The following is a 19,114-nucleotide window of genomic DNA, read 5'->3' as shown; positions in this document are numbered from 1 at the left end:
ATACTTTTGGAGGTATGACAATGAGCGAAATCATTAAGCTCAAATATTTTTGCAATGGACAATTTGTTGAGTCAAAGACGGAGCATTACGATAAAATCTATGATCCTAGTACAGGTGCGGTCATCGCTCATTCACCGCGTTGTACCAAAGCCGAGGTTCTAGCGGCGATTGAGGCGGCGAAAACGGCCTATCCTGCCTGGTCAAATACACCCCCTATGAAAAGAGCGCAAATCCTTTACCGGATTCGTGAGCTTATTATGCAAAATTTGGATGAACTTACCTTAAGTGTTGCTACTGAAAATGGGAAAGCATGGCTGGAAGCCCAGGGCGATGTGTTAAAAGCAAAAGAGGGTACAGAACTTGCTTGCGGAATTCCGTCGCTATTGATGGGAGAATCGCTGATGGATACGGCCAACGGTGTGGATACCACCTTATATCGGGAATCGGTTGGGGTTTTTGCGGGCTTGGTTCCTTTCAATTTTCCGGCGATGATTCCCTTCGGCTGGATGGCCCCTCTTTGCATTGCTGCGGGCAATACCATTGTTTTGAAAGCTTCAAGCATGACTCCGATGACAGCATACAAAATGGCTCAAATTTACAAAGAAGCCGGCGTTCCTGACGGGGTGGTGAATGTTGTAACCTGCAGCAGAGTGGAAGCCGAACTGTTTCTTACGCATGAGGATGTACGGGGCATTACCTTTGTTGGCTCAACCAGTGTTGGTAAGCACATTTATTCTGTGGCGGCTGCTCACGGTAAACGGGTGCAGGCTCTGTGCGAAGCCAAAAACCACGCACTGGTGCTGGAAGATGCCCCGCTTGAGAGAACGGCAGCGGGTATCATTAACGCGGCGTTCGGTTGTGCGGGAGAACGTTGTATGGCGCTTCCGGTTGTTGTGGTGCAGGAAAGCATCGCGGATAAACTCGTTGAACTGCTGGTTCAATTTTGCAAGGAAGCAAAAGTTGGCCCCGCCTATGATAAAGCGACTAATCTGGGCCCTGTTGTTACAGAAGACCACAAGAAATCGATTGTCAATTGGATAGAAACGGGTATCAAGGAAGGCGCCAAGCTTGTATTGGATGGCCGGGATATTAAAGTGTCCGGCTATGAAAAAGGGGCTTATATCGGCCATACGATTTTTGACCATGTTACCTCTGAAATGACGGTCGGACAGAAAGAAATATTCGGACCGGTCTTATGTATTAAACGGGTTAAGAATTTTGAAGAAGGCATTACGGCGATGAACGCTAATCCTTATGCCAACGGGTCGGTCATCTTTACCCAAAACGGCTATTACGCAAGAGAATTTACCAAACGAACTCATGGCGGCATGGTTGGGGTGAATGTCGGTATTCCTGTACCTGTAGGTGTTTTTCCTTTTAGCGGTCATAAAAACTCATTTTTCGGCGATTTGCATTGCTTAGGCAAAGACGGCGTTAGATTCTATACGCAAACTAAAAATGTAACAACAAAGTGGTTTAATGAGGAAGAAAGAAAACAAAAAACCGTTTCTACCTGGGATGGAACAATTTAGATATTCTATCCGCCAGGTGTCGTTTGTCAAACAGCCCCAGTTGCTTCCCAAGGGGCTTGCACTGCTCGACAGTAGCGGGACATACAAGGATAAAGGGATATTTCAGCGGGGTTTGCTGAAATATCCCTTTTTTTTCCGCGAAAAATGTTCCAGGGTATAAAATAGCCGGTAAGCCGGAGCTTTATAGCGGCCAGCCTTCTTCGGAAAAGCCGCCCCGCTTGATACCGTTCTTTGCTGCTGCTGCCAGGTCTGAATATTTTTTACTCATTCGAACACCATCTCTTGGTCCGGTTAGCCGGAACGTACTTCGAAACGCAGCCGAGGAGGAACATAGCGGATTTAGGAATTACAGCATATCAGGGGAGCCGCCGTTATTCCAGACGCTTTTGTTAAAAATGTAGTTAAGGCCAACATAGCTAGGTATGGAAGTTAACTATTTAAGCCACGAGGACTTTTTTCAAAAATGGCTTAAAGAAACGAAAAAACTTATAAAAGTAGTAAAAGAATCCGGTATTGCTGAAAAAATAGCAGAACAGAAAAAGTAAGGATAGTAACACAAATTGCGAAGTCCTTGAAAATTAAAGGTAAATCTTAATCAAAAGTTCATATTGATTTAACAAGTACCAAGAATTTATCCAGTATACTTAAATTAAACAAATTGCCTTGCTGATTTGACCATACCCTCTCCCTCAGGCAAATACAGCATGGCAATTTTTAAATAGTCGTGACCAAGTCGTTTCTGTTGGCAGGCGGCTTTTTTATTTATCGCTAATGCTCAGAGGTTCTTATACTGTCTCTTAAAAATTTAAGTAGTTTTTGCCCGTCTTCAGTCAGGCTAGTTCCGGTGCCATTACAGGCAGGGCATTTCTTTTGGTTGATTTTTCCGGTTCCATGACAGCTTAAACATTCTTCTTCGATGCTGGACGTGCTTTTCATTACCCGCCTCCTAAATATAGATTGTTTTGGTGCTGGCAAGGGCAGCAGCCGCCGGACAGATATATCGTCCAAACGAACATTTATTGTAAGAAATCCCATAATTGTTTTCCGATTAACAAGGTTGTTACTGAAACAAATAGTGGTTTAACATAAGCGCTGCCTTTGGCGATAGCAAATCTTGATCCTGCGATGGCGCCGACGATCATTGCCAGGCCCATAGTGAGGCCATAGATATAATTGACGGAACCGGCCAGCATAAACGTCGCGGCAGCCCCCAGGTTGCTTGCCAAATTGAGTGCTTTGGCGTTTCCGGCGGCTACCACAAAATCAAAACCAAGCATTAAAAAGGCAAAAATCAAGAACGAGCCTGTTCCTGGGCCGAAAAAGCCGTCATAGAAGCCTAATGCAAAAGCTGCGCAACCTCCTAATATGCCGGCTTTTTTGTTAATTCCGGTATAGGTGGATTTATCGCCCCAATCTTTTTTTAAAACCGTATAAACCGCCACTAAAATCAGCATGGTCAGAACAAGCGGCTTTAAAATTTCCGGTGGAATAAGCCTCACTGTATATGCTCCCAGAATCGAACCGAGCAGTGATACCGGAAAAAGGTATTTAACTAATCCGATATTCATTTTTCCTGAACGAAAAAAGGACATGCTGCTGGTCAAAGAGCAGCATATTGAGGCAAGTTTGTTGGTGCCCAATACAACGCCGGGCGGCAGCCCTGTCATTAACAGCGCCGGCACGGAAATTAAGCCGCCGCCGCCGACAACAGAGTCGATGAATGCAGCAATAAAGCCTGCCGACAATAAAAAAATCAGAATTTCCATACTTATGTGTTCCATAGGATACCCCCCGATTTTACAAACAAGGATCATTAAGTGAAAGTTAACTGCGGCAACTTTTGCAGCTCTTTTCCCGTCTTCTTCGTTGCTTTACAGATTCCTGAGCTGCGCAAATCTTCGCCTTGCAGGCCGGAAAAATTCTTGCAGCGATCCTGTTTTAAATGACATAAGCTAGTACCTTATCAGCCCTAATCCAGTGAATATTGATTGTCTGGTTTTTGCATTCCTTTTAGTCCTGCTTATTATAGGCAGCACTGAAAAGGCACATCATTGAGGGAAAGAGCAAGCAACATGAATCGGCCTGATTAAATTCAGCATATAATGCTATTATATAAAAAAATACTTCAGTTGTCTAAAGATAGACTAAGGATTGGACGCTGTTGCTGAAATAAATGCTAAATTTATTGTAAGCGGCTTTACTAAGTTAATTCAATAATATATAATTGATATAAATAAATATTTTATATTTATAAATAATAAATATTGATAATGAGGTTTGTAAGATTATGATTTAAGCTTGCTTGAGCACTATTAATTCAATGGGGTGTAAAAAATTTACATAAATTAAAGGAAATGGAATAATTTGGAAGAATATTAACTTCAGTTAAAGATTTTATTTTAAATGGTTTTAAATGGTTTTAAATGGGCAAAATAAGACATATTGAGTTATACAGTGAGGTGAGTGCAGTGAATTCAAATTTATTCGAGAATCCGATTATTATTGTAACAGGGTTAATTAGTGTGTATAGTATTTGCTTATCAGTCTATGCAATTTTAAGCTAATTCAGTTTTAATTAAAAAAGCGCCTTTGAGGCGTTTTTTTAATTAAAAGTTTATCAGATAATTTATAAATAATAAAATGATTTTTATTATTATTTTAAGCAGATGAATTGACATATAATGAACTTTTATGATATTTTTAAAATACTTTTGAAATAGGAGGTTTTTGATTGAGTACCAGTGATGTACAAAAAGTAAAAATTACGGTCGCCGACCCTTCGGCTCTGGGGTTATTCGGACTTGCCATGGTCACCTTTGTAGCGTCATCGCAAAAATTGGGAATTACAACAGGCGTGGCGTTCATCATCCCCTGGGCTATTTTTTTGGGGGCAATTCTTCAGTTAATTGCCAGTTTGTATGATTTTAAGCATAACAATATTTTCGGCGCTACTGCGTTTGGCGGATATGCCTTTTTCTGGTTCGGCGTAGCTGCCAGCTGGCTGATCAAACTGGGCGCTTTCGGACCCGCTTTAGCGGCAAACGCTGATCCTAAGCAACTGGCTTTTGCCTTTTGCGGTTACTTAATCTTTTCGTTATTTATGACGATTGGTTCAATGGAAACAAATAAAGTGCTTTTTTCGATTTTTTTGTTTATTGATGTCTTATTACTCACTCTGGCAATAGATACTTTTAGTCCCAATCATACTGCGCACACAATTGCCGCATGGTCGGAATTGCTTATCTCGCTATTATCCTTTTACGGTTCGGCCGCAGTGGTTTTGAACCAGCACTTCGGGAGAATTTTCTTGCCTGTCGGCAAGCCTTTCGGTATTTTTAAATAAAAACGGTTATGGCCGCTCCTCCTTTGCGGGTAAAGGAGGAGCGGTTTTTCTATGCGGCAAATAAGGCAGTGGAATTTTTTAGGTCAACAAGGAACGGAGCTGCATACTATATTATAATCAGGCGAGGCGGTGAAAAGGAGTGATGTTATGAGGCAGATCATGCTGGAGGAATTGGAAGCGCTGGCAGAACAGGCCAGGCCAGGACTACAGAAGGTCGCCGAAAATATAGGGCGTACGGTTAAGCTATATCTTCACTGGTCAGCAGGGCATTATGAGCAGTATTTTGACGATTATCATATAAATGTTGGTCAAAATGGCGAGCTTTTTGTAAGTACTGATGATTTTAATGAATATAAACTTCACACTTATCACCGTAATAGCGGTGCAGTTTCCATTGTCGCAGCTTGTGCATACAATGCCTGTTCTGTTGATGATCTTGGACCGGAACCTCCAACTGATCAGCAAATAGAAGCGCTTGCGCAGGTGATTGCAGTTCTGGCAAAAACGCTGGATATTCCTATTGACGGCAAATCTGTGATGACCCATGCGGAAGCTGCTGATAATTTAGATGGAGATACCCGCTGGCATGAACCTTATGGACCGAATACAACGACTGAGCGATGGGATTTCTGGGTGGTAAAAGCCGGCGATGAACCCGGTTCCGGAGGAAATATATTAAGAGGCAAGGGACTATGGTATTACTATAATGGCCTTTAGTGCCCATGATGAAACGGGGGGGATCAACCGCCCCGGTTTCATCGTGCCAGTACTGCGCCAATCTTGAAACTGCAAGTGAATGGCTATGCCGATTGACGACAACGCAGTATTGCAGTATTACGGAAAACCGTCCGTCAGTAACAATTCAGGGGTCTAGCTTTATGCAGGCATTTCGGAGGTTCCTGAGGTATATAGAGAGTTATCTTCAGCAACGGAAGCCGGGTCTGCGCCGTTATCAACAGGTTGGTTTTTTGCCGTATCAGGCCGGTCAGTATTGGCTTGTGCGTCATCGCTTGATATTATTTGATCAGGGCGATTATCCATAAAGATCACCTCTTTATCATAAAATTTAGGAAATGATTTTGCAGCCTGTCTATCACCTCTTGCACTTAGTTTTCCCAAAAATGATTTTCCAAGGCAATTTTTCAGGGATTTTGCTATGGTATTTATTGAAAGATTTAAAGGAATATTTTGAATTTAGCCGAATAAATACTAGATAGAACATAGAAATTCTTGATAAGTGAGATTAAAAACATGGGACAAGGGTCGATTTTTGAACGATTGTTTACTGCCGGATCAGTTGTGCCCGGAGTACGGACGTATAGCGATTTTAAGTGGGCTCTGGCCCAAACTGAGGTACCCGGCATTATATTGCTGTTTGGCGATATTATCGTATTGCCTGAATTGCTGGCTGAGGCAAAAAAATTTAATAAGCGAATACTGATCCATCTTGATTTGTTAGGGGGAATAGGCAAAGATAAAGCCGGGATTAAATTTTTGGCGCGCATGGGCGTTACTGGTGCGCTTACAACCAAACCCCAATTGGTTAAGCATGCCAGAGAAGAAGGTATGGTTGTCATTCAACGCTTGTTTCTCATGGATTCTGAGGCTTTGAAATCAGGTATCAACCTGTTGCAGGGCTGTAAACCTGATGCAGTGGAAATCCTGCCGGCATCGGTACCGATTCAGGCTGTTCAAGAGCTTTCTCAAAGAACCGGAGTGCCAATATTGGCCGGCGGCTTGCTCTATACCGCCGAAGATGTTCAAAATGCATTGCAAAAGGGTGTGTACGCAGTTAGTACAAGCCGGCGTGAATTATGGAAATAAAAAAATATAATTTGCAGGAATATTGCGACAAATGTATAATATGCTATAATAAGTAAATATATTGGACGAGAGATATAAGAGAAGTTCATTGTGGATTTAGCTGAAGGCTAGATTTGTTTTGGGCTTCTTTTCTATGTCCAGCCCAACTTTGTTATTTAGTTAATGACTAAATTGACTTTCCGCTGGCGAGAAACAGGATCTGACAACGGCTAAGTCCCTGGAGACGTTCGAACTAAGTCTCATTGTCTAGTAAAGGGGCTGATGATTAAGCTGTACTTGGAGAATAATGAAAGGAAAGCATTTAAGGCTAAATATGAAAAGGGGGAAGCAGATTTATGACAAACTTATTCGGTGAATTTTTGGGAACGATGGTTTTAATGATTTTTGGTTGTGGCGTTGTGGCAAACTGCGTATTGTCAAAGTCCAAAGCTGAAGGCTCCGGCTGGATAGTGATTACTGCAGGCTGGGGGTTTGCTGTTATGCTGGGTGTATTTACCGCCAATGCGGCCGGAGCGCCGCAGGCTGATTTAAATCCGGCAGTGACCCTGGCCAAGACCTTTGTTGGGGTTTATACCGTTTCCGAGGCAATTGCCACCATGGGAGCTGAATTGCTGGGTGGTATTGCCGGCGCTGCCATTACCTGGCTGGCCTTTCTGCCGCACTGGGAGGTCACTGAGGATAAGGGGACTAAGCTGGCCGTTTTCTGCACAGCGCCGGCTATCCGCAATACCGGTGCAAATCTGTTATGTGAAATTATTGCTACATCAATGCTGGTACTCATGATTTTTGCTATCTTTTCCAAGCCTACCGGCGCTATTCCTCCGGGAGTCGGACCATATCTTGTCGGTATACTGGTTTGGGGGCTGGGATTATCGCTGGGCGGTCCTACCGGCTACGCTTTAAACCCAGCTCGCGACCTTGGACCGCGTATTGCTCATGCTATTTTGCCGATTGCCGGAAAAGGACGCTCAGACTGGGGATATGCCTGGATTCCTGTTGCAGGACCTATGGCTGGGGCAATTGTTGCCTACTTCATTGCCAGAGCAGGCGGTTTTTTATAAGCGTAACTTGCTGACCAACCAAAATACAATAAGGGAGTGGCGGATATGAGTGAAAAGTATGTATTGGCTTTAGACCAGGGTACTACAAGTTCAAGAGCTATTCTGTTTGATCAAACCTCTAACATTATTGCAGTGGCCCAGAAGGAATTTACGCAAATATTTCCTAAACCTGGCTGGGTGGAGCATAACGCGGATGAAATCTGGAGCACTCAAATCGGAGTGGTGGCCGAGGTGGTGGCTAAAGCCGACATTGCGCTAACGGATATTGCTGCCATTGGTATCACAAACCAGCGTGAAACTACAGTAGTTTGGGATAAAAATACCGGTAAACCTGTTTATCATGCGATTGTGTGGCAATCCCGTCAGACCATGGATATCTGCAACGAGCTAAAAGCAAAAGGCCTGGAGCCGATGATCAGGCAAAAAACCGGTCTGGTGGTGGATGCTTATTTCTCAGGCACTAAAGTCAAATGGATTTTGGATAATGTGGCTGGAGCACGGACTAAAGCGGATGCCGGTGAATTATTATTTGGCACAATGGATACCTGGCTGATCTGGAAATTGACCGGCGGCAGAGTTCATGTAACAGATTATTCCAATGCATCACGTACGCTCATGTATAATATCCGGGAATTAAAATGGGATGAGGAAATTCTTTCAGCGCTTACTGTTCCGGCTTCCATGCTGCCGCAGGTTCGCCCATCCAGTGAAGTATACGGGCATACCGACCCGGCTGTGTTCATGGGTGCATCTGTACCAATTGCCGGAGCGGCGGGGGACCAGCAGGCAGCATTGTTTGGTCAGACCTGCTTTAAGCCGGGCATGGCGAAAAATACCTATGGCACCGGCTGCTTTATGCTGATGAATACCGGAAGTGAGCTGTACAGTTCTAAGAACGGGCTGCTTACCACCATTGCCTGGGGCATTGAAGGCAAGGTCGAATATGCGCTGGAAGGAAGTATCTTTGTGGCGGGATCGGCCATCCAATGGTTGCGCGATGGTTTGAAAATTATTGAAGCAGCTCCTGATTCAGAGTATTATGCGCAAAAGGTTGACAATGCTGAAGGTGTATATGTCGTTCCAGCCTTTGTCGGTCTGGGAGCACCCTATTGGGACATGAAAGCCCGCGGCGCCATTTTTGGCTTAACGCGTGGCACCAGCAAAGCTCATCTCATTCGGGCGACACTGGATTCGATGGCATATCAGACCAAAGATGTTCTGGGAGCCATGGAAGCAGATTCGGGCATTAAGCTGCAAGCGTTGAAGGTAGATGGCGGCGCTGTTGCCAATAATCTGCTTATGCAGTTCCAGAGCGATCTTTTACATGTACCGGTAGACCGTCCGCAGGTTATTGAAACCACGGCCCTGGGCGCGGCGTATCTGGCCGGTCTGGCTGTCGGCGTCTGGAGCAGTAAGGAAGAGTTGATTAAAAACTGGCAGCTTAACCGCCGGTTTGAACCGCAAATGGCTCCGGAAGAACGCGATAAGCTTTATGCCGGTTGGCAGAAAGCCGTCAAGCGGGCGATGGATTGGGATGAATAATTTCTTGAATATGGCTGGAGGGGATTAAGGAGACAGTCCAAGTTGAGCGTCTGCCGGCAGGCGGACGCTTTTGGACTGTTTTTTATTACCGTCAAGTTGGCCGGCTCAGGGACAATCGTTGCAGTAAGGACCGGACCGTGGTGAAGGGATGATCAAGCAGTGCGGTAGGACGCACGGATATTGAACGGCTAATGGCAGGCGTCGCCGCTAGCCAATAGAGAGAATACTTGTGTTACTGCCGGAATAGTATCAAAGTATATCTAGTAAAATAATTACCTGGCTATTAATACCAACATCGTTGTAGCATATTGCGGCAATAATAATAATCCGAATTTATATAGATGGTGATCATTATGGATTTTATTGTTGGATTAATCAGCATAGTGACAATTAATTTGGTGTTAAGTGGCGACAATGCGCTGGTCATTGCCCTGGCAAGCCGGAATTTATCGCCGCGTCGGCAAAAGTATGCGATCATTTTAGGTGGGGCAGGGGCAGTCGTGCTGCGCATTGTATTAACTTTTCTGGCGGTTTATTTATTGCAGATTCCGTACCTGCAAATGCTTGGCGGCGTTTTGTTATTATGGATTGCCGTAAAACTGGCTAAACAGGACAGCGGGCAGGCGTGTATTTCAGTTGCCAGCAGCTTAGGTGAGGCTGTCCGGACAATTATCATTGCCGACGTCGTAATGAGCCTGGACAACGTAATCGCTATTACCGGGGTAGCCAAGGGCAATATATCGCTATTGGTGATTGGCCTGGGAATCAGTATTCCTATCATTCTCTGGGGCAGCCGCCTGATTCACCGTTTGATTGAGAAATGGCCGGTTATCATTATGGTTGGTGCAGCATTTTTAGGCTGGACAGCCGGCGGGATGATTGTTGAAGATCAAAAACTTGCACCATTCCTGGCCGGTTATCCCTGGATGACAGAAGCTGTTTCAGTAGCTTTTGCCGCGCTGGTATTTATATTGAGCAGTTTTTCAGCGAAGCAGCGGCGAATATCATAATAAAGCCAGCCTTCATTGGCCGGCATTATTATGATATTTTCATTTTAGGAGAAGGCAACGACAGGAACATATTTAATTGTTGGCTGTGTGGAACTGGCAATTCATGACAATAATTTTTACATAAAGTTTTTATTACAGGGCAGGGAACGGTGGCCTACGGTAAGGTTAGGCTGTAGCCGAATGCAGGAGCTAATTGACGGAATAAAGCAAAAAAGCTAATATTAAAGATGAAGTTTAATATATCCACAAGGGCGGTGGTGTCGTGCATAGAGAAGACTTTCAAAGCCTGGATCCTAAGTTCGCGCAGTCACTGGTGGATATCGTGGCCAGTGAACTTAAGAAAAATGTCAACATTACGGATGATCGTGGTGTTATTTTGGCGTCTTTTAGCAAGGAAAGAGTCGGGCAGGTCCATGAAGCCGCCGCACAGCGCCTGACTTCAGGCAATATTCAGGAGTTTTCCGTAAGTGCTGAGGATGAGATCAGAATGCGCGGTGTACGGCGGGGGGTTAATGTTCCGATCATTTTTGCCGACCGCTGTGTAGGCGTAATCGGTGTAACCGGTGATCCTGAAACGGCAGCGCCTTATGCCCGGCTGGCGGCCCGGTTTGTTGAGGCTGCTCTGGAATCAAATGCCAATCGCGAAAAGCTGATGATCGCGTTAAAGGAAAAGCGGGAGCTGCAGACCATCTTTGTCAATAAGATTATCAGTATTCAGGAGGAAGAACGTAAAAAGATTTCCCGTGAGCTGCATGATGAGACAAGTCAGTCGTTAACATCCATTATTGTCGGCCTGCGCGTGCTGGCTGAAGTGGTGACCAGCAAGGCTGAACGGGAGCAAATTATGCAAATGCGTGATTTGGTGGCCCGCACGCTGGATGCTGTTCATCATCTTGCCGTTGAACTGCGTCCCTTGTTGCTGGATGATTTAGGCTTAATCGTGGCAGCTCAGAAATATGTTGATCACTATTGCCAGCAATATCCGATTGCCGTCGATATTGATTTTGTCAATTTGAGCCGTGAACAGCGCTTTCTGCCGGAGATTGAAATTACGATGTACCGGATTTTGCAGGAAGCTCTGACGAATATTGCCAAGCATGCCCAAGCCAGCCACGTACAGGTTAAATTACGCCGGCAGCGTCAAAGACTGTGTCTGACAGTCAGTGATAACGGTATTGGGTTTAATCCCGACTTTACGTCAAAGAGTGGTACCCGGCTGGGGATATTTGGCATGAAAGAGCGGGTGGAGTTGTTTGACGGCATCTTTGCGATTAAGTCGCTGCCGGGAGCCGGAACGGAAGTAGCGGCTGAAATTCCACTGGCGAACAAAAAAAATAAAAAACGTATCTGGTAAACTAACTGATCCCTTAGAGAGTAGGGCACTAAAGAAAAAAGGCGCCTCTTATGCCGTATGAGAAAAACCATACAACATGAGAGGTGTATTTTTATGGGAAAAAGGGTGCATTACCCGGTTGAGGTAAAATGGAAAGCAGTCAAATGAAAAAAATGTAATTATTTTCAATTTTTTAAAGGGATTTCCATATAGATGCAGTACTTTAACTAGTAAATAAAATAATCCAAGCACTGCAGACCATAGTCAATGGGGGTGGACAGGAAAAGGTGAGAATCCGTTTAAAAAACTCTGGAAGGTTTAAAGTCCTTTGTACCATGCAACCTTCTAAAACCAAAGTTTATATCAAGGAGGAAAGTCCTGGTGAAAACTTTTCTTTTGATTAAAAATCCAGACCAGCTACATAGCCTTTTTCCTATGGAATATCAATTGCAGTCTCTGGATGAAAAATACCTTGAAACCCCATACAAGGTAGGGCCAGTTAATACCTACGCATTGCGGGTCTATGAAACTGACCAATCCTATTTCTCAGTGGGAAACAAGAAATGGTTTGTTTTTTTCGATGATAACAGCGAGATCAGGATGACACAGTGGTATTACGAGACCATTTTCTCACAAGATTGCTGGACCTTGCTGGATCAGTTGCTGACATTATTAAGCGATGCCATCAGAACTGGGACATGCCGTCTTAGTCTGGCAGAGTACAACAGCGTGTTGGCTCATTTGGCTGCAATAAACGAGCAAGTACCGGGGAGCGGTCTTACATTACAACAGGTTCATTATATCCGGAAACAATCCTTTGGGGGATACCTAAATCAAACATTTTTGGACTTATTGGATGCCCATGTTCACGATAAACGAATTTATAAACATGCCATTGAGCAGTTGGCACTGCTGCGTGTAGGAGGAAATGTAAAAGCAATGCTGGCGGTTCCGGAAGTAAAAACCGTTTTGCCGCTTCGCTTTTTGTTTATTTCCTACGCTTCTTTGTGGCATCAGGATGTATGGAATAATTTGTCGGTTGAAACCTTGATAGGCGATCTCCTTGGAGAATACGGCAATGAAGTGGAGTGCAGTCATATCCGGATTTTCGACGTTTCCGAAATTCCGGACGCACTGGTGTTGGTTGAGCAAATCAAGCCGGATGTAATCGGCTTTAGTCTTGAAATCAGAACGCTAAAAATCCATGAGATCTTTGAAAGTGCCTACCGGAAAAAAGCAGGTACAAGCAAGGCCCCTCTTATCCTTTACGGCAATACGGTGCCCACTTATGCCAGTTCATATTTTGTTGAAAAATTTTTGCGAGAACCGAAACAGTCCATGGTTATATTGGGATATGGCGAAGAAAGCATGAGACAGGTGGTTCTATATCAAAGAAACCAATGCGACATTACCGCCATCCCCAATGCCGTATGGCGGGATGAAGCGGGCTGCATTCGGCATAATCCCCGCAGATACGATGCAAGCCTTGTCATTTACCCGCCGGTTCAATTTGAAGTCAATCCGGGGTCTTCACACATGCTGGAAGCTTCCCGTGGTTGCCGGTTCAATTGTACCTTTTGCGCGCAGGGACCTCACAGCAAATGGGATCCGGTGCCAGTTGACCGTGTCATAACCAATATTGAATTTCTTCTTAGTCGCGGCGTCCATGAACTGGAATTTGTAGATAATGAATTTTTCGGCGGGAGAAATGATGCCTTAATTGCCCGAGCCAGCCAAATTACGAACGCAATCCGGAAGCTTTCGGAAAAATATGGAGTCAAGGCAGCCTTCCGGATATTTACCAATCCGCTTATTATTGCGAAGGCGGATGAACAGCAAGCCGGGACAAATCAAAAGATGAAAGAGTTACTCCACTACATGAAGAACTGTGGGCTGAAGAGGCTTTATATTGGGATTGAAGCGGCGTCTGAAGAGCAAAGAAAACGATTTAACCGCAAAGACACTATACAGGATGTTATACTGGCTATTCAGGTGGTAAGGGAACTGGAAATTGCCCTGGATGCCGGGTTTATAATGTTTGATCCGTTAATGAATTTGCAGGATATTAAGGAAAATGTGAACTTTTATAAAACATACAACCTGTTAGAGGCCAATACCTGGCCTCACCGGGATCTGTGCGTCCTATTCGATACGCCTATGTTGCATTTGTTGAAAAAGAAGGGGCTGATCACAGGCGTGGATTATTATGAATTGGTTTACACCTATCAATACGCTTCTCAGGATATGGCCTATTTCGCGAATACCGTTCTGGAATTTGGGGCGAAAACAGGTAAACTTTTTCAAGTACTGAAATATTCCACCAAAGAATTGTTCAACGAGCAATTGAAGCACCAAGCACTATTGTTTTCGCGAAAAATGGTAGATGAAAACGCAAAAATATTCCTGGAATTAATGGATAATATGGTTCAATGCCTGGAACAAGGTTCGCGCGATTATGGAAAATGCCTGGAAAGTGCTTGGCGAGCCATGGTTAATCTAATTAAGGAGATCGAAAAAAGCCTGGTAATTTACGATACAAATAGCGCTCATTATCCCAAGCTGGTAAAGAATCTGGATGAGGCTAAAAAACAATTGGGCATGTCCAATTTGGAGCAGATATCATAATTTTACAAACGCAAAGGAGGATATATGAAGCAGCTTTGGGAACGCTTGCCGCAGGCGGTCCATTGGCAAAATCATTACGTTATGGCGTTTTTTGCTGTCCTGGGAAGCGTTCTAGGGGTAATCGCTTATGATATAAATCCCTGGATTCTTGGCGTTTTAATATTCTTCCCCCTGGGCGTAATCCCCTTACTGCTGGGGATGTTTACTTCATTTACCTTTTCTGCTTTAGTGTACCTTGTGGTGGAACAGCATCAGACATGGGGTGATCCGGCATTCGCGCTATGGGGTGGTATGCCAGTGAGAATGGCAGTTAGCTTGGCGGTTATTCTCTTGTTTTGGCAATATTACCGTCATTTTTTGCAAAACAATTTAATGGAAAAACAAAGAGATTTTATATTTTTTGATCATACAAATGTTCGGATAACCTTGTTCCAGTTGTGCAAGTGGGTTGTTACCCCTTTGTTTTTGCTGTCCGGCCTGTTGTTAGGTATGAGTCTGTTGGCCGGAGGCAGTCATTTATCCCCTTTTCACTTGCCTTTTTCACAACTTGATGAAAGCAGGATAAGACCTTTGACTGTGACCAAAACTGCGTTTGACCCGGCAGCGGTGGAAACGGGAAAGAGTCAAAATTGGCGAGGCTGGGAAACTCCGTTTCAGTATGGCTCAGCCAAACAGTTTTTTACTTTTTATCAGCAGCATTCAGGTTTGAGTCGGTCGCATTTGGTAGAAAACATCTCTAATATGCACGTTGTTGTTCCCGACTGGTATTCTCTGGCATCAAACGGCAGAGTGGTAACAAGCGTCCAGGCCGAAATTGATGAAATGCTAAAAAGCAACAGGATCAAAATTATGCCTACCATCCATAACATTCGCAATGGTAAGTGGGACCCGGACGCCGTTCATCAACTCCTCATTTCAGATGCTGCCAGGGAAGACCTGATTCGGCAACTGCGCGTTGACGCAAAGAACAATGGTTATTGGGGAATTAATGTTAATTTTATTGACTTGTATCCAACAGACCGGGAGGCTTTAACCGGATTTATTCAAGAGCTGGCTGCCGCATTTCACCACGAAGGCTTATATGTAACTCAAAATGTGCCTGTATTGCCGGGTGAAGATACTGCCTACGATCATGCCATTTTGGCTGAGTGGCTGGATTATATCGTATTGGTTATTCCGGAGGAACACAGTAGTCTTACGGAAGCTGGGCCCGTCGCTTCCTTTGCATGGACGAAATCGTGGATTGAAACAATTGCAACACCTTTAGAAAAAACTATAATCGGTTTGAACGCATGTGGATATGATTGGAACATAACCCGAAAGGGAGAAGCCATTCAGCTTGCTTTTTCCCAGGTAATTGACTTTGCCGAGCGCCATGGCTTACAGGTGCAGTGGGATCCCGTTTCCCGCAATCCTTATGTAGCTTACAAAGAAAATCAAAAGGAACGCGTGATTTGGTTTGCAGATAGCGCTGTTTTTTTTAATGAAATAAAAATGGCCTGGGATAGAGGGATGGCTGGTGCAGCCCTTTTGCAGATGGGATTGGAGGACCCGAATATCTGGAAGTTCACAAAAGATATCGTCCAGATTGCGGATCATGCTCCTTTATTGAATACGGACCAAAAAAATATTTCATATATCAGAAAAAACGTATGGCTTGACGAGCAGGGATTTGTTCGACATATCAACACCAATTTTACATCGAGGCAGTACAAATGGGATGAAATGCTAAAAACTTTAGAAAATAATTCAGCGGAAAATACAATGCTTTTTTTTGCCTTCTATGCGCCGGGCAGGGAAAACGACAAGCGGTCACTGAAACAGAATATTAATCATATTGATGTTTTGATTCCTGGCTGGTACAGTCTGGATGCAAGCGGGAATTTAGTTATTGGAAAAGAAGAAGCAACCGATGCGTGGGTGAAGAGCAACGGCAAAGGTATTATGCCGCTAATTCATAACTATGTGAATGGAGAATGGAGTAGCGATGCGGTTCATCGCTTGATTTCCAACACCAGGCAAAGAACCAGATTGATCGAGCAATTGTATCAGGATATTATAGCCAATGGCTATATCGGCATCAATTTCGACTTTGAAAACGTAAAAGAAGACGACAAGGAACACTGGTCTGCTTTTATCAAGGAAGTAAGCGCAAAATTCCATAAAAGCGGTCTTCTGGTAACCCAGGATGTAGCTGTTTTTGACAAGGCTTTCGATTACCCGGTACTGGCGGAATATGAAGATTACTTTTTCTATATGCTCTATGACGAGCATAATCTTGCCACTATGTCGTCGGCTGTAGCATCTTCCGAATGGATATACAGAATGCTGGCCACAATGGATTTGCCGCCGGAACAAACCATTGTCTGCATTGGCAATTACGGTTACGATTGGAGCCGTTCATCTGATCAGGCCGGCCAGGTATTGAGCTACGATGAAGCGATGAGTTTGGCAGCTTCTCATGGAATCCCAATAAAATGGGATGTGGTGTCGTGTAATCCTTTTTTTCAGTATGAAAAGGATGGGATCGGGCATGAGGTATGGTTTCTCGACAGCGCTACCTTTCATAATACAGCCCGGATGGCAGCGGCCAAAGGGACGGCCGGAGTCGCTTTATGGCGTGTTGGGTCGGAGGATCCGGCTGTATGGCAGGTTATTAGAGACCTGAAACAAGGAACACCGGGGCAAGGGGTGGAGACCATTCCGATACCAGAGCAACCTGTTATCGAACCGGGCAATATTGTAAAAGAAGCGATTGCCGGCAAATCTGGAAAAAGGGTGCTTAAAACAACGGGACTGGAATTTATTTATGATGTGGAGTATTTGCCGCCCGTACCTTTTCAATTGAAAATGATTCAAAAACAGGATAAAAAAATAGTATTGGCCTTTGAAGGCGGCCCTGATCCCAAAATGACTTCGGCCATTTTGGATATGCTGAAGGTCTATAAAATCAGGGCGGCGTTTTTCCTCACTGGAAAAAATACGCTGCAATACCCGGGTTTGGTTAAACGGATATATAAAGAAGGGCACGAGTTGGGCATTCTTTCTTCTGCCAATAGAAAATTCACTGATGGTCCGGATAAGTGGAAACTGGAAAGGGTGTTGACCCAATATTTAATCGAAACCATTACAGGGCGCAGGACTCATTTTTATCAACTGCCGGATACTGTAGGGGATCATATTAACAATGAGGCTGTATGGACTTCGCTGCAGGCGCTGCAGGCTGAAGGATATATAATGGTTGACAATACTTTCAAGCTTGCTCATGTTATGGATGAAATGAATAAAGCCATCGTCCTGCCTGCAGAGGAAGATCTTAGATACAGGAAGGTGCTGACTTTGCCGGGCGTTTATAAAGAGCACCACGACAATATCAGATCGTTTGCCGGTATCATAAATGAACTGCAGCGGCTGAATTATCAGTGTGTTAGCTTATCCAATATGCTCCAAGTCTCTCGCGGGGAAGTGATGCCTCCCCAAATAGCTCATATGCGATTAATTCAGACTTTCGGCGGCAGTCTGGTTTCTTTGTACGCTTTTGCCAGCAGTATTTTTCAAATAGTGGGACCGGTTGCCATCTTGCTAGGCATATTGCGCCTGTTTATCTTCCTGTTATTGGCTCTAAAACACAAAAAAAGTCAGAAACAACTGACGTTTGATGATGCATACCGTCCGAGAGTAAGCGTCCTGATAGCCGCCTATAATGAAGACGTGGTCATTGGCAATACGCTTGTCCATTTGCTGAATAGCAGCTATACTGATTTTGAAATCCTGGTTATAGATGACGGTTCAACTGATGACACTTACGAGTTCATCCGGAATACCTTTGGGGACGAGCCGCGAATAAAACTTTTCCAGCAGACTAACCAAGGAAAGATTGCAGCCCTTAATTATGCGCTGGAAAAGGCAAGTGGTGAGATTGTTATTACGGTTGACGCTGATACCCTGGTGACCAAAGATTCCATGAAATATTTAGTCCGTCATTTTCAGGATATCAAGGTGGCTGCAGTGGCCGGCAATATTAAAGTAACCAACCGTAATAGAATTGTGGCTCTTTTTCAACATATAGAATTCGTTTATTCCTTTAATCTGGAGCGGAGGGCTTATTCGGCAATTCACGCCAATATTGTCGTACCAGGATGCAATGGCGCCTGGCGGAAATCCTATCTCATGGAAGCCGGAAAATTCAGCACGGATACCATTGCCGAAGATACTGATGTGCCGATTGCTTTCTTGGAAAATGGGTACAAGGTGATCTATGAAGAAAAGGCACTGGCGTTTACCGAAGCCCCTGATACCGTCAAGGATTTGTATCGGCAAAGGGTGAGATGGTATTTTGGCATTTTACAGGTGTTGTGGAAAAATAAAAAATTGTTGGTCAAGGCCAGGAATAAATGGGTGCAATTCGTAACCCTCACCAATTCGTGGCTGTATGGCGTGCTATACCAGCTCATCGTTCCGGCGATTGATATCATGATTCTGTGGCAGTTACTCAGCGGAACCAGCTACCGTATCGTTTTTCTGTATTGTTTGCTCATACTTCTGGACTTAGGGACTACGGTTTTTGCTTTCCGTTTAGAGCGAGAAAGTTTGAAGCCTTTGATGTGGGTTATTCCTATGAAGATTTTTTACCGATACTTTATGTTTTTAATGATTGTTTTGTCGCTGATTAATGCCTTTAAGGGAAAGCCCTTGAATTGGAACAAATTAAAAAGACTGGGAGCGATCAATGTCCAAACCTCAATTTAAAAGGGTAGAAGACGTTTACAGGGTAGCAAGAGCCCTAGCGAATGTGACGCCCGTAAAACGCTATTTAGGCGGACAAGATTGCAGGGCTACGCCCG

The 19,114-nt window shown here is 44.3% G+C and carries 13 protein-coding genes; 10 read left to right on the top strand and 3 right to left on the bottom strand.

All coding sequences use genetic code 11. The features are described 5' to 3' along the window. Positions 1-20: 20 nt before the first annotated feature. Positions 21-1,532 carry a CoA-acylating methylmalonate-semialdehyde dehydrogenase gene (locus BLR06_RS04090; RefSeq protein ID WP_092068634.1) on the top strand — a complete coding sequence of 504 codons (1,512 nt, stop codon included), beginning with the start codon at positions 21-23 and terminating at the stop codon, positions 1,530-1,532. A 768-nt stretch (positions 1,533-2,300) separates the two neighbouring features. Here BLR06_RS04090 and BLR06_RS19400 read toward each other — a convergent pair. Both BLR06_RS19400 and BLR06_RS04080 read right to left on the bottom strand, forming a co-directional pair. Beyond that, the gene (locus tag BLR06_RS19400) at positions 2,301-2,468 is read right to left on the bottom strand and encodes a hypothetical protein (RefSeq protein ID WP_173812586.1); all 168 of its coding nucleotides are present in this window, start codon (positions 2,466-2,468) and stop codon (positions 2,301-2,303) included. An 80-nt stretch (positions 2,469-2,548) separates the two neighbouring features. Continuing rightward, a complete protein-coding gene (locus tag BLR06_RS04080) occupies positions 2,549-3,313 on the bottom strand; it encodes a TSUP family transporter (protein WP_092068628.1) in 765 nt (254 codons plus the stop codon). A gap of 950 nt (positions 3,314-4,263) precedes the next feature. On the opposite strand from BLR06_RS04080, the gene BLR06_RS04075 reads away from it, so the two are divergent. After that, positions 4,264-4,875, top strand: coding sequence for an acetate uptake transporter (locus BLR06_RS04075; protein WP_092068625.1), 612 nt, complete (start codon positions 4,264-4,266; stop codon positions 4,873-4,875). 159 nt (positions 4,876-5,034) lie between these two features. Continuing rightward, positions 5,035-5,592 carry a peptidoglycan recognition protein family protein gene (locus BLR06_RS04070; protein WP_245698012.1) on the top strand — a complete coding sequence of 186 codons (558 nt, stop codon included), beginning with the start codon at positions 5,035-5,037 and terminating at the stop codon, positions 5,590-5,592. 159 nt (positions 5,593-5,751) lie between these two features. Here BLR06_RS04070 and BLR06_RS19150 read toward each other — a convergent pair whose 3' ends face one another. Continuing rightward, complete coding sequence (locus BLR06_RS19150; RefSeq protein ID WP_139164433.1) at positions 5,752-5,994, bottom strand: hypothetical protein; 243 nt, start codon at positions 5,992-5,994, stop codon at positions 5,752-5,754. A gap of 132 nt (positions 5,995-6,126) precedes the next feature. Between BLR06_RS19150 and BLR06_RS04065 the strand changes: the two genes are divergently transcribed. The 7 genes from BLR06_RS04065 (at position 6,127) to BLR06_RS04035 (ending at position 19,019) form a co-directional block, all read left to right on the top strand. Continuing rightward, the gene (locus tag BLR06_RS04065) at positions 6,127-6,699 is read left to right on the top strand and encodes a glycerol-3-phosphate responsive antiterminator (protein WP_092068619.1); all 573 of its coding nucleotides are present in this window, start codon (positions 6,127-6,129) and stop codon (positions 6,697-6,699) included. Between the two features lie 335 nt (positions 6,700-7,034). Continuing rightward, positions 7,035-7,760 (top strand): MIP/aquaporin family protein, encoded by a 726-nt coding sequence (locus tag BLR06_RS04060; protein WP_092068616.1) that lies wholly within the window; start codon positions 7,035-7,037, stop codon positions 7,758-7,760. 45 nt (positions 7,761-7,805) lie between these two features. Beyond that, complete coding sequence (gene glpK / locus BLR06_RS04055; protein ID WP_092068613.1) at positions 7,806-9,302, top strand: glycerol kinase GlpK; 1,497 nt, start codon at positions 7,806-7,808, stop codon at positions 9,300-9,302. Positions 9,303-9,655: 353 nt separating this feature from the next. Further along, positions 9,656-10,312, top strand: a complete 657-nt coding sequence (locus tag BLR06_RS04050) for a TerC family protein (RefSeq protein WP_245698011.1) — start codon at positions 9,656-9,658, stop codon at positions 10,310-10,312. Positions 10,313-10,574: 262 nt separating this feature from the next. After that, the gene (locus BLR06_RS04045; protein WP_173812584.1) at positions 10,575-11,666 is read left to right on the top strand and encodes a sugar diacid recognition domain-containing protein; all 1,092 of its coding nucleotides are present in this window, start codon (positions 10,575-10,577) and stop codon (positions 11,664-11,666) included. Positions 11,667-12,026: 360 nt separating this feature from the next. Further along, entirely contained in the window at positions 12,027-14,270 is a 2,244-nt protein-coding gene (locus BLR06_RS04040; protein ID WP_092068610.1) for a B12-binding domain-containing radical SAM protein, read from the top strand. 24 nt (positions 14,271-14,294) lie between these two features. Beyond that, positions 14,295-19,019, top strand: a complete 4,725-nt coding sequence (locus BLR06_RS04035) for a trifunctional glycoside hydrolase family 18/polysaccharide deacetylase/glycosyltransferase family 2 protein (RefSeq protein WP_092068607.1) — start codon at positions 14,295-14,297, stop codon at positions 19,017-19,019. Positions 19,020-19,114: the final 95 nt, after the last annotated feature.

The sequence above is a fragment of the Dendrosporobacter quercicolus genome, from assembly GCF_900104455.1.
Taxonomy (GTDB): Bacteria; Bacillota; Negativicutes; order DSM-1736; family Dendrosporobacteraceae; genus Dendrosporobacter; species Dendrosporobacter quercicolus.
The sequence above is the reverse complement of the archived record's forward strand: the minus strand, read 5'-3'. Positions and strand labels throughout refer to the sequence as shown.

What these genes read in the sequence shown, in the direction of transcription:
- BLR06_RS04050 (WP_245698011.1), top strand. Translation starts at nt 9,656, where the DNA reads ATGGATTTTATTGTTGGATTAATCAGCATAGTGACAATTAATTTGGTG.
- BLR06_RS19400 (WP_173812586.1), bottom strand. Translation starts at nt 2,468, where the DNA reads ATGAAAAGCACGTCCAGCATCGAAGAAGAATGTTTAAGCTGTCATGGA.
- BLR06_RS04065 (WP_092068619.1), top strand. Translation starts at nt 6,127, where the DNA reads ATGGGACAAGGGTCGATTTTTGAACGATTGTTTACTGCCGGATCAGTT.
- BLR06_RS04035 (WP_092068607.1), top strand. Translation starts at nt 14,295, where the DNA reads ATGAAGCAGCTTTGGGAACGCTTGCCGCAGGCGGTCCATTGGCAAAAT.
- BLR06_RS04090 (WP_092068634.1), top strand. Translation starts at nt 21, where the DNA reads ATGAGCGAAATCATTAAGCTCAAATATTTTTGCAATGGACAATTTGTT.
- glpK (WP_092068613.1), top strand. Translation starts at nt 7,806, where the DNA reads ATGAGTGAAAAGTATGTATTGGCTTTAGACCAGGGTACTACAAGTTCA.
- BLR06_RS04070 (WP_245698012.1), top strand. Translation starts at nt 5,035, where the DNA reads ATGCTGGAGGAATTGGAAGCGCTGGCAGAACAGGCCAGGCCAGGACTA.
- BLR06_RS04060 (WP_092068616.1), top strand. Translation starts at nt 7,035, where the DNA reads ATGACAAACTTATTCGGTGAATTTTTGGGAACGATGGTTTTAATGATT.
- BLR06_RS04080 (WP_092068628.1), bottom strand. Translation starts at nt 3,313, where the DNA reads ATGGAACACATAAGTATGGAAATTCTGATTTTTTTATTGTCGGCAGGC.